The following is an 11,185-nucleotide window of genomic DNA, read 5'->3' as shown; positions in this document are numbered from 1 at the left end:
GCGAACGCTCCTCGTCCGACAAGATCAAATCCGCCTTTGGCCTGCCCGTTCTCATTGCGTATCTCCGCTCGAAAGATACCGCAAGAGCAAGCACGATTAATGCCTGTTATTTACGGGACAGGACACTAGATTCTCATAAGAATCAAGGACTTGCTTGCGCGCGAAACCTTACGGGTGGCGCATGGCCGCTGCAGGTTCGCGCTTCAGAACACAAGAGGGTTGCTGAGGTCCAGTACGGGCTTGGCGCCGATGTGCTCGATGCGGTGCCGCCAGTTCTTGCCCAAGTGGTAGATGCGCAGGCTGTCGGTCGCCGGGTCGATCAATTCCGTGAGCTGCCTCTGCAGGCTCACCCACTGTGCCGGCTCCACCTCGATCTCGAACACCGAGAACTGGACGCGCTGCCCATGGTTCAGGCATGCTTTGGCGATGCGTCGCAGCCTGCGCTCACCCTCCTTGGTCGTCGTGCGCACGTCGTAACTCACCAGGACCATCATGCGCAACGCTCACTTCCAGAGAAACGGAGGATAGGCATCCAGTTCACCGCGGATGTGGCGCGCCAGCAGTTGCGCCTGCGTAAAGGGCAACAACCCGATGGGGACCTTCTCTTCCAAAAATGCGTGGCGCAGTTCCTCCCGCTTGCGCTCCTGGTAGGCCACCAGCACCGTCTTGCGTGCTTCGTCCTTCAAGGTCACCGCACCACCGTCCAGTTGCTGAAAATCGTTTTCGCCGAGCTGTCTCCGGTTAAGCAGCGACAGAACCAGGCGATCAGCAAGAAACGCCCTGAATTCCTCCAGCAGGTCCAGTGCCAGGCTGGGCCGTCCCGGCCTGTCACGGTGCAGGAATCCAACTGCGGGATCCAGGCCGACGGTCTCCAGCGCGGAGCGGCAGTCATGCGTGATCAGCGTGTACAGGAATGAAAGCAATGCATTCACGGGATCGAGCGGCGGCCGGCGGCTGCGGCCCGTGAAGCGAAGGGCGCTGGACTCGACCCGCACGAGTTGGTCGAACACGCCGAAGTACACCTGCGCCGCTTCGCCTTCCAGGCCGCGCAACCCGTCGAGCGAGCGCTCCTCCTGGACTTTGCCGACGGTTCGCCGCAGCCGCTCGCTGGCCTGGGCGAGGGCGGCCTCGCCCTCGGCGGCGAGCTTGTCGCTGTGGTCGCGCAGGCCCCGCATGAGCACTGCCCGCTGGTTGTGCAGCTTGCCGATAAGCATGTGGGCTGCCACGTTCCTGCACCGTTGCGGTTCGTCGCTGGCCCGGTATTGCTGCCTGCGCAAAAGAACGTTCCCCTTCACCGGCCCCTCGACGCGCGCCAGGAAGCGGCCGTTCGGCGAAAGAAAGCTCACCGTGATTCCGCGCTCGGCGCAGAAACCGAGCAGGGCAGGCGAAGCCATCACCCGGCCGAAGCAGACCAGCCCTTCCAGCATGTGGATGGGAAGGCGCGCCCGGACCTCGCCTTCTACTTCCATCACCAGGTTCTCTGCATCCTTGCGCAGCCACGCGCCCTCGGTGGCGACATACAGGGTATTGAGCTGCCGGCGCATGCTTCAGCTCTCATCCAGCCGGCATGCCAGCCACGTGCTGACTGACTGGAGGCGGCGCAGCAGCCGTGGCTGGCAGAGATCCAGCAGGGAGCAGCCGTCGCAGCGCTTCGCGGCATAGTCGGCCAGCGGGGTCGTGCCGCTCCGCAGCATGGCGCGGACCGCTGCCGCAGTACGCGTCGTCAATTCCCGCAACTGCGGCGAGAAGGCCACCTCCACGCGGCGCCGGGTTTCCCCGTAGAACAGCGCGCCGGCGGGGACCGTTCGCGCTAGCATTGTTTCCAGGCACAGTGCCTGCGCACAGAGTTGCACCTCATCGGCCTGGTGGGATTTGGGCCGACCGCGCTTGTACTCCACCGGAAACGGCAGCTCCCCGGCCTCGGCTGCATAGAACTCCACCGCGTCGGCGATGCCCGTGAGCCCGAGTTCCGGGTGGTAGAGCGGGAGTGCCGTCACTGTGCGCACACCGCGCCTGCGCTCCGCGCGCGGCTTGTCCGTGCGCTCGTGCAGCACGCGGCCTTGCGCGGTGTTCGCGTTCTCGGCCCACTGCTGCTCCAGGTGAATCAGCGCGCACTGCCGCGGGCAATACAGGTAATGCTGCAGGGCCGAGATGGGCACCAGGTCTTCTTCCGCCATCTGCTGGCTCCGGAAGCTGCCGCTTCAGAACAGTTCATGCACCGCCACGCCGGCCGGAATCGCCGCGCGGTCGATGCGAATGCGGTCGCGGTAGTCGGCGAAGCTGCGCGGTGCCTGGTCCTGCTGGGCGCCCGCGGGAGCAACGGCCACGGCATCGAACAGCACATGGGCGGGGGCGTTGCCCATGGCGCTTTCGTGCTCGAACACGATCAGCTTGCGTGCCGCCATCTCGCCGCGCGCGGCCGAGCGGTCGTGCTCGAACATGCTGGTCAAGGCGCGCCACAGCAACTGCAGGTCGTCGTCGGAGAAGCCGGTGCGCTCGGCAAGCTTGGCGGACACGAAGCCATGGGCACGGTACAGGCCGTAGGGAATGATGTGCTTGCGGCCCATGGTGCGGTTGTCGCCGCTTTGTTCGTCTGCCTCTTTCTGCGTCGTCACGGCCATGCGTGTGATGGAAATCTCCAGCGGCACCACCGGGTCGACCGATGTCGCAAAGGCGATCTGCACCGGCCCACGCACCTGCCCGGTGTTCACGCCAGTCGTCATCACCGCCCCGAAGGTGCGCACGTCGTAGAAGTTGCGGCACATCCAGGCGGTCAACTCGCGTGCCTTGGCCTCGTCCCTGGGCAGCTTCTTGTAGCCGTCCTTGGCATCCGCGGGGATCTCCAGCGCCTTCCAGGCGAGTTCGTGCTGGTTGTTCAGCACGGCCTTTTCCTGCATGTAGATTGCGTGGCCCGCGCCGCCTTCCTTCTCCAGGGAGACGTAGTTGCGGATCTTGCGCTTCAGGCTGACGTCGGTCACCAGTCCGCGGTTGGTCTCGGGGTCCAGCCGCGGCATGTTGCCGGCATCCGGGTCGCCATTGGGGTTGCCATTGGAAACGTCGAAGAAATACACGAACTCGTAGCGGTGCTTGATGGCGCTCATGAAAACTCCTCCTGCTTCATTCGTTGGTGGCGGTGGTGCCGGTTTCCGTCTCGGCCACATCCTCGCCCTTGCTGGCGAAGCGCGCCTGGGACTGATGGTAATAACCGATGGCGAAGCGTCCCTGGTCCTCGATGCGCAGGCTGCGCGGCAGCTGCTCCTGCAAGCCATCGACGATGTCGCGGATATCGCGCTCCAGGTTGACGGCCATGCCGGGCTTGTCCTTGCGCAGCCTGCCCAGGTGGTTCTGGGTGTTGCGAAGCAGCATGGGGAACACGGCCGCCGGCGTGGCCGATGCCGCGCCGTAGTAGCGGTCACGGATGGTCGCGTTCACCTGGCCGCCCAACGCCAGGCGCTGCGCGCTCTCCAGGACCGCGAACAACCGACCCAGCCTGTAGGCGGGGTTCGGCGATTGCTTGTCGAGACTCACGGGAACCTCCTCTTTTGAATGTTGAAGGCGCAGGTTGCGCGCCAGCACGCCCTTGCACAACGCAACCCGGATGCCCGACAGGTCGCCGTCGGCGCGCATGCGCATGAGCAGGTTGGCCAGCAGGCTGCCGGGGTAGCGCCGGCCGGTCAGGATGGAGCGCAGGAGTTCGCCGGCCAGCTGGGGCGGCACGTCGTCGGACTTGCCGCGGCCGTCGCGCGTGGGCGCGGTGGACAGCGCCAGGCGCCAGGTTTCCGGCGCCGTCTTCCACGGCAGCGGCTCGATGCGCAAATCGCGTGCGTGCCAGGCAAGCTGTTGCGCGAACACGTCTAGAGTGTCCACCTGCCAGTAGCGCACGGACAGGCGCGAGGCATTGGGAGCCAGGCCCAACACGAACATGCGCGTGCCCTCGTGCAGCCCCGGGTCGATGTCATGCAGCGGACGGCCCTTGGCAACCGCTTCCAGAACCACCCGCACTTTCTGCGACTCCTGTGCGTCGCTCGGCGGTGGATTAAGCAGAGATGCGAAAGTGAGTTCCGCTGCGGCCGCCGCGCGTGGATCGTCAGCCTCGGCCCAGAAGACGACCGTGGTGTCGCCGACCTGGAGGCGCTGGCGGTTGTGCTCGCCGCGGCGCAGAAGGTGGTTGAGTGCCGTGGTGTAGGCGAATGCCGCCTGCACTGACACGGGTGCGTTTTCGCCCTGGATTTTGCCGTAAGAGGTGAACGCATCGAGGTTGAACGACACGATGGATGCGCCGGAACTCTGCGCACCGTTGACGCCCTTGATCGCGGCGTGCAGGCGCGCCACCGGGCCGCGCTCACCGCTGACGAGGCAGGTGCCCACCGGGGCGTCATCGCTCTCTTCACCGTCTTCGCCGGCAAGCAGCCGCGCGCGCGCCAGTTTCGCTGCCGGCCGGTCGTGCAGATAGCCCCGCTCGTGCGCGAAGCGGAAAACCATGTTGGCGTCCAGCATCTCCTCCTTGAACATGGGAGGCTGGAACGCTTCGGGTTTCCATGTGTCCAGGAAGGCAAGAAGTGCCTTGATCCCCGTGTCGGTCTCGCCAACAAGCGCCTGCCGATGCAAGGCCTTGAACGCTTCATGCTCCCTGTCGGCGCGCTTGCTACTGACGCTCACGCCGAGCACGTAGCTGGTCTTGTCCCAGAGGAAGTTCGACTTGATGCCCACGGTGCGTTTGGCAGGCTGCGGCACGTTCAGGGCAATAGGCACCGGCTTCTTGCCCGATCCGTCGCGCAAATCGTCGATCTGCAGCACGCTGCCATCCGGCTGGAGCACGATGGCATAGCTGATCTTCTCGGGGCTGTAGCCGAAAGCTGACAACTCGCTTGTACCGCTGGCCAGCAGCCGCCGGTAGTAGCCGTCCAGCGCCTGCAGGATCATGCTTTCACCTCGTCGCTGTGCCAGGGCGGTACGTCGATGAGGCCGTCGGTCATCTTCGCGCGGAAGAAGCGCGGCGCCATGCCGTGATCGAAATCGATGTCGTGCAGCATCCAGCCCATCTCCCGCTCGCCGTGCAGGCTGGTATCGCACGCAGGCGCTGCCTCGCCGTCCTCCAGCAGCTTGAAATGGGCCGGGAATTCGCGCACGCCCATGCACGGCATGTGGAAGCACTGGCCCTTGCGCGCGCGCCGGTTGAAGATGTCCAGGTGCTTGCCCACCGTGTCGTCCGCGCCGGCCTTGGCGGTCAGGTCGAAGTGGGCTTCGATCACGTAAGCCACGTCGCGCAGGACAGTGGCGGCGCGCTGCTGGCGATCCTCGTCCACCAGGGTGGCGAGCCCGGCGGTGCTGCCGGCCTTCATGGCCTTGGCGACGCTCGCTGCGGAGAGCTTGCTGCCCACCTCATTGCGGCGGATCGATTCGAACTTGATGGGCCTGAGCACATGGATGCGGTCCACCATCCATCGGATCGCGGGTTTCCAGTGGATGGCATCCAGGATGCCGCGTGCCGCCGAGGGCGTGATGACGTCGTACGACACGCGCTCCACTTTCATCTCCGGCCGCGTGAAGCAGGCGCGCTCGCCCCACGCCGATAAGCGAATTCCGTATGCCATCGTCCCTCCCTTTGGGAGGCTCTTGCGACGCCAAGTCGCAAGAGCCTGCTTGCCTCGTATCAATCCCCCTGCACAAACGCCTCAATATTTCAATCCACGCACCTAAGGCGCGACCGTTTCGCGCCATGGAGGAGCAAATACTCCTCCATGGCGCGGACGGCTAGACTATCTGCAGGTCATATGGGTTGCAGCCATATACGAGCCCTCCTTTCCGGCAATTGCCAGTTCCGCTCCACAGCGGGGGTTCACCTGAACGCCCCAGCACCTCCAGTGCTGGGGCGTTCGCTCATGGAGGCGGAAGATAGGCTCGTACAACAATAATGTCAAGGCCCTCTCTTAAGAATCACTCCCCTATGCATATACGCTTCAATGAACATGTTTTTTGATCTACCAATGTAGCTTCTCGGCATCGATGAACGTCGGGTTGTCCCAGCGCAACCCGACGTGCTTGTCATACAGGTCCAGCGAAGGCAGTGCCATGAACTGCTCGCCCCACTGGTCGGGCCGGACCGGCTGCACCGCGCCGACTTCCCGCAAGGCGGCGAAGGCGTGGCGGGGGATCTGTACCAGATACGGCTGCAGCGCGCGTGCCAGCCTGACGCTGCCCTCGGCGAACTCGAGGGCGCGCAATGCTTCCTTCGCCTCCGTATCCCAGGGCACGATGACCGGCATCTGGACGTCGTCGATCATCCGGAACTTGGCCGCCAGCGTTTCCAGCGGCAGGCTCTCTGCTCTGCTGCCGCGCAGCAGGCCCATCAGGTCGCAGGCATCGAGCCGCTGCGGCCCGCGCTGCCAATACAGCTGCCGAAAGTAGCTTTCGATGGCCGCAGGCGAGAGTGGGTCCTCCCTGTGCGCATGCAGCACTTCCCGCCCGGCCTGCGCGAATTGCACAAGGTCCGTCGGTGGCGCCCAATCTTCGTTGGCGGTGGCGAACACCAGCACCTCGCTGTGCTCCGGCGCGCGCCGCCCTTCACGGTTGCAGCGGCCGGCCGCCTGCGCGATGGAGTCCAGGCCGGCCTCGGCGCGAAGCACCGATGGGAAATCCACGTCGACACCGGCTTCGATTAATGACGTGCTGACCAGCCGGCACGGCTGCTTGTCCCGCAGCAGTTGCCGAACCTCGTCCAGCACCTTGCCGCGGTGCTTCGCGCACATGAAGGTGGAGAGATGGCGTGCGCCGGGCAGGCCAGCCATCGACTCGTACACCGCCCGTGCGTGGCGGCGATTGTTGACGATGCACAGTACCTGCTCGCGCCCGCGCATCTGGGCTGAAAGGTCGTCATCGGTCCAGGTGCCCGCGTGGCGGATGCGCACCCGCTCCAGCCGCTGGAACAGCCGCGGCGGATCGGGTGCCAGCTCGCGCACGCATGTCAGCCCGTCAGCGAACTCCGGCGCCTTCAATGCGGGTTGGGTGGCGGTGCAGAGCACCACGCTCGTCCGGTAGTTGCGCGCCAGCTCGTCGATCGCGGCCACGCAAGGCATCAGCAGCCTGAGCGGAAGCATCTGCGCCTCGTCCAGGATGACGACGCTGCCTGCGATGTTGTGCAGCTTGCGGCACGCGGACGGCCGAGCCGCGAACAGGCTTTCGAAGAACTGCACCGCCGTGGTGACGACGATTGGCGCATCCCAGTTCTCCATGGCCAGCCGCAGCTTGCGTGCGGACTGGTCACGGTCCGGATCGCCATGCGCAGGCGGCTGCTCCACGAAAGCACTGTGGTGCTCCAGCACCGCTGCATCGCCGAGCGGTCCGAGTGCCTCGCGAAACACGCGGGCGTTCTGCTCGATGATGCTGGTGAACGGAATGACGAAGACGACGCGCCGCAGCCCGTGGCGAATGGCGTGGTCCAGCGCGAACGCCAACGAGGCCAGCGTCTTGCCGCCGCCCGTCGGTACGGTCAGCGAGAACAGCCCCGCCTCTTGCGACGCCTGCGCCCGCACATGGCGCAACACGTCCGCGCGCAGCCGGTTGACGTCGCCGTCCGGCATGAAGCGGCTCAGATGCTTGTCCAGTTCCGCCCGCAGGGCTTCCAGTGTTGGCGCTGGCCCGCTTCTGAATGACGTCCGTTTCTCGACCGAGTCGTAATATGCCTCGGTGTCGATGTAGTCGGCATCCACCAGGCAGGAGAACAGCATGCGCGCTAGAAATGCCAATTGGAACTGCCCGCGCTCGTGGCTGTGCGCCTTGAAGCCGGCCGGAACGGTCAAGCTCGACGGTAACGCGAAATCCTGCTGCCAGCAGGCATCCAGCGCCGGGAGGTCGTCGACAGCCAGCCGGTTGCACAGCGCAGTGCGCTCGCCTTCACCCGCGCCATTGGCCAGCCCCGCGTGGTGGCCGGCGATGCCGTAGGCCAGCAGCAAGCCCATCGGACCAAAGCGCTCTGCGGCGATTTTGGCGCCCCAGGTGGAGTGGTCCACCCTGAACGGAGCGCCTGCAAGCCGGGCCTGGAACGGTTCTGTGTACTTGCCGAGGTCGTGCAAGAGGCCCTGCACCTGCGCAAGCGGCGCACCGCCAAAGATGCCCGCCCGCTCTGCGGCCAGCAATCCCACGTTGCGCAGGTGTTCTGGAAGGGACTGCCAGACAGCGCGGTCTTCACCCCAGGAATGGGCGAAGTGGGAAATAGTGCCGTTACGGCGGACGCTGAGCTGCACGCAAGCACTCTAGAGCAAGCTGTCGGCCTTGCCCAGCAGTGACTTGGTGATCCATGTCACACCACCAGCACAGCCTCCTCCATCGCCTCCTGCTGCTCCTGCAGCATCAGCACCTGCCCGCGCCAGTAATCCGGCGTGCCGAACCACGGAAAGTTGATCGGGAACGTCGGGTCGCCCCAGCGGCGCGCGAGCCACGCGCTGTAGTGGATCAGGCGCAGCGTGCGCAGCGGCTCGATCAGCGCCAGCTCCGCGCGGTCGAATTCGCGCATCTGCTCGTAGCCGTCCACCAGCGCGCACAGCTGGCGCTGGCGCGCGGCGCGCTCGCCGGACAGCAGCATCCACAGGTCCTGCACGGCCGGGCCGCTGCGCGCGTCGTCCAGGTCCACGAAGTGCGGGCCGGCATCGGGCGTCCACAAAATGTTGCCAGGATGGCAGTCGCCGTGCAGGCGGATGTGGTGCACGCCCGCGTCCTTCGCCTGCGCGAACGCGGCCTCGATCATCGCGATGGCCGCGTCGCATTCCTTGCGCCATTCGGTCTGCACTTCCAGCGGCACCGCGTCGTGCGCCATCAGCCAGTCGCGCGGCTCGATGGCGAAGCTCTGGATGTCCAGCGCGGGGCGCGAGCGGAACGGCGCGGCCGCGCCCACGATGTGCAGGCGCGCCAGGAAGCGGCCGATCCATTCCAGCACGTTCATGTCGTCCAGCTCGGGCGGGCGCCCGCCGCGGCGCGGGCTCACGCTGAAGGCGAAGCCGCCGAAGTGGTGCAGCGTGGCGCCTTGCGGCGCGAGCGGCGCCACCGCCGGCACCTCGGCCTGCAGCAGCTCGGCCGCGAAGGCGTGCTCCTCCAGGATCTGCTCCTCGGTCCAGCGCTGCGGGCGGTAGAACTTGGCGACCACGATGGGGCAGCCCTCGAACGGGTCGTCCAGGTGCACCTGGTACACGCGGTTTTCGTAGGAGCTCAGCGCCATCAGGCGGCCATCGCCGTACAGGCCGACGGCGGCCAGGGCGTCCAGCACGGCGTCGGGGGTGAGGGTGTCGTAGGGATGGGAGGCGGCGGACATGCGCCATTGTCGGCTTCCGGTGCCGCGGAAACGGAAACGCCGCGCGGAGCGCGGCGTTTCCTGCGGCAAAAGCCGGCTCAGTACAGCTCGATCTTGACGCTGATGTTGTCCCGGGTGGCGTTGGAGTAAGGACAGACCTTGTGGGCCGCGTCCAGCAGGCTTTGCGCCTCTTCCTTGTCCATGCCGGGCAGGCTGACCATCATGCGCACCGCGATGCCGTAGGCGTCCGGGATCGGGCCCAGGTACACCTCGGCGTCGATCGACAGGTCGTCGGGCAAGGTGGTGCCCATCTTGCCGGCCACCGCCTTCATCGCGCCGATGAAGCAGGCGGAATAGCCGGCGGCGAACAGCTGCTCGGGGTTGGTGCCGGTGCCGGTGGTGCCCGGGGGCGAGAGGCTGACGTCGAGATTGCCGTTCTCGCTGCGCGAATGGCCGTTCTCGCGGCCCCCGGTGGTGTGCACGCGCGCTGTGTAGATGGTGCGCTGCAGTTTCTGCATGGGCATTGTTTTTCCTTCCTGATTGAGGTGCTAGGGGGTGACGACCGCTGGCCAGCACATCCTAGTGCCCAAAGATGCAAAACCATGGATGAGCTGCAATACGCCTCCTGCCAGCGTGCCTTCAGCTGATTAAGATGCGCCATGCCCCCATTGCCGCGCTTCTGGGCCGACCTGGCCACCACCGACTTCGCCGCGCTCGACCCTGCATCCACAGTGGCCGTGCTGCCCGTGGCCGCCACCGAGCAGCACGGGCCGCACCTGCCGCTGTCGGTCGACCAGACCCTGGTCGACGGCATCGTGCAGGCCGCTCTGCCGCAATTGCCGGCCGATCTGCCGGTGCTTTTCTTACCCACGCAGCACATCGGTTACAGCCCGGAACATGCGCAGTTCCGAGGCACGCTGACCCTGTCGCCGCAAACGGTGGCGGCGCTGTGGACCGACATCGGTTTCGGCGTCGCGCGGGCCGGCGTCAAAAAGCTGCTGCTGTTCAACAGCCACGGCGGCCAGGTGAGCGTGATGGACATCGTGGCGCGCGAGCTGCGCACCCGCCAGCAGCTGATGGTCTACAGCTGCAGCTGGTGGAACCTGCCGCTGGGCGATGCCGCCAACGGCCTGTTCAGCGCCGAAGAACACCGTTTCGGCGTCCACGCCGGCGAGATGGAAACCTCGCTGATGCTGGCGCTGCGCCCGGACCGCGTGCGCATGGACCAGGCGCGCGACTTCGCGTCGAGCGCGCGCGAGCGCGCTGCGCACTATCCCATCCTCGGCAACGGCCGCAGCGCCAAGCTGGGTTGGGCCATGCAGGACTACAACGCCGAGGGCGCGGCCGGCAATGCCGCAGGCGCCACGGCGGAGAAGGGCCGCGTGCTGCTGGACGCCTCCGGCCGGCAACTGGCCTTGCTGCTGCAGGAGTTCTCGGCGCTGCCGCTGTCCACGCTGGTGGACCGGCCCGCGCAGTAATCCGGCTCCAGCACCCTGTCAGGGCGCGATGCCGTCCATCACGTAGCGCGCGTAGCGGAAGTCGCGGATGCCCTCCACGCAGTCGGGCGTGCCGCGCAGCACGATGACGTAGGCCGGCGCGGCGCTGCCTGTTGCGTCTGCCTCGTAGATCCATAGCACCGGCCGGCCTTCCAGCACGCCGGGCTCGGCGCGCACCGGGTTGGGGAGCTTGGCGTAGTTGCCGTAATAGGCCGACACGATGGGCCGGCCGATCTCGCGGCGGCGGCCGACCAGATCCAGCCGCACGTCCTCGCCCAGCAGCGCGCGCAGGCCGTCGAAGTCGCGCGCGTTGAAGCGCTCGGCGTAGCGCGCCAGCAGCAGCTGGTCCTCGGGCGACAGGCGCTGCGGCGGCGCCTGCTCCACCAGCGGCGCCAGCTCGCGCAGC

At 66.4% G+C, this 11,185-nt stretch carries 10 protein-coding genes and 1 pseudogene; 1 reads left to right on the top strand and 10 read right to left on the bottom strand.

The genetic code is table 11. The features are described from left to right. Positions 1-203: 203 nt before the first annotated feature. The 9 genes from cas2 to H0U68_RS05065 all read right to left on the bottom strand — a co-directional run bounded on the left by cas2 (position 204) and on the right by H0U68_RS05065 (position 9,801). A complete protein-coding gene (cas2, locus tag H0U68_RS05105; RefSeq protein WP_296353322.1) occupies positions 204-494 on the bottom strand; it encodes a CRISPR-associated endonuclease Cas2 in 291 nt (96 codons plus the stop codon). 9 nt (positions 495-503) lie between these two features. Beyond that, complete coding sequence (gene cas1c / locus H0U68_RS05100) at positions 504-1,544, bottom strand: type I-C CRISPR-associated endonuclease Cas1c (protein ID WP_296353320.1); 1,041 nt, start codon at positions 1,542-1,544, stop codon at positions 504-506. A 3-nt stretch (positions 1,545-1,547) separates the two neighbouring features. Continuing rightward, positions 1,548-2,177 (bottom strand): CRISPR-associated protein Cas4, encoded by a 630-nt coding sequence (gene cas4 / locus H0U68_RS05095; protein WP_296353318.1) that lies wholly within the window; start codon positions 2,175-2,177, stop codon positions 1,548-1,550. 24 nt (positions 2,178-2,201) lie between these two features. Continuing rightward, on the bottom strand, positions 2,202-3,101 hold the full coding sequence (cas7c, locus tag H0U68_RS05090) for a type I-C CRISPR-associated protein Cas7/Csd2 (protein ID WP_296353315.1): 900 nt from the start codon (positions 3,099-3,101) through the stop codon (positions 2,202-2,204). Positions 3,102-3,117: 16 nt separating this feature from the next. Next, positions 3,118-4,923 (bottom strand): type I-C CRISPR-associated protein Cas8c/Csd1, encoded by a 1,806-nt coding sequence (gene cas8c, locus H0U68_RS05085; RefSeq protein ID WP_296353326.1) that lies wholly within the window; start codon positions 4,921-4,923, stop codon positions 3,118-3,120. Next, positions 4,920-5,594: a type I-C CRISPR-associated protein Cas5c gene (gene cas5c / locus H0U68_RS05080; RefSeq protein ID WP_296353313.1), complete on the bottom strand. Its 675-nt coding sequence runs from the start codon at positions 5,592-5,594 to the stop codon at positions 4,920-4,922. The genes cas8c and cas5c overlap by 4 nt, the downstream gene beginning before the upstream one ends. Positions 5,595-5,981: 387 nt before the next feature. Further along, positions 5,982-8,243 (bottom strand): CRISPR-associated endonuclease Cas3'', encoded by a 2,262-nt coding sequence (locus H0U68_RS05075; protein WP_296353312.1) that lies wholly within the window; start codon positions 8,241-8,243, stop codon positions 5,982-5,984. Positions 8,244-8,299: 56 nt separating this feature from the next. Then, positions 8,300-9,304: a serine/threonine protein kinase gene (locus tag H0U68_RS05070; RefSeq protein ID WP_296353310.1), complete on the bottom strand. Its 1,005-nt coding sequence runs from the start codon at positions 9,302-9,304 to the stop codon at positions 8,300-8,302. Between the two features lie 77 nt (positions 9,305-9,381). Next, positions 9,382-9,801 (bottom strand): organic hydroperoxide resistance protein, encoded by a 420-nt coding sequence (locus H0U68_RS05065; RefSeq protein WP_296353324.1) that lies wholly within the window; start codon positions 9,799-9,801, stop codon positions 9,382-9,384. A gap of 141 nt (positions 9,802-9,942) precedes the next feature. On the opposite strand from H0U68_RS05065, the gene H0U68_RS05060 reads away from it, so the two are divergent. Further along, positions 9,943-10,761: a creatininase family protein gene (locus tag H0U68_RS05060; RefSeq protein ID WP_296353308.1), complete on the top strand. Its 819-nt coding sequence runs from the start codon at positions 9,943-9,945 to the stop codon at positions 10,759-10,761. Positions 10,762-10,779: 18 nt separating this feature from the next. Here the strand turns inward: H0U68_RS05060 and H0U68_RS05055 are convergent. Next, positions 10,780-11,185, bottom strand: a pseudogene (locus tag H0U68_RS05055) (RNA polymerase sigma factor); the annotation flags it as partial.

It is taken from the genome of Ramlibacter sp. (assembly GCF_013697775.1).
GTDB lineage: Bacteria > Pseudomonadota > Gammaproteobacteria > Burkholderiales > Burkholderiaceae_C > Ramlibacter.
Note: the sequence above shows the minus strand (reverse complement) of the source record. Positions and strands in the feature narration are given on the sequence as shown.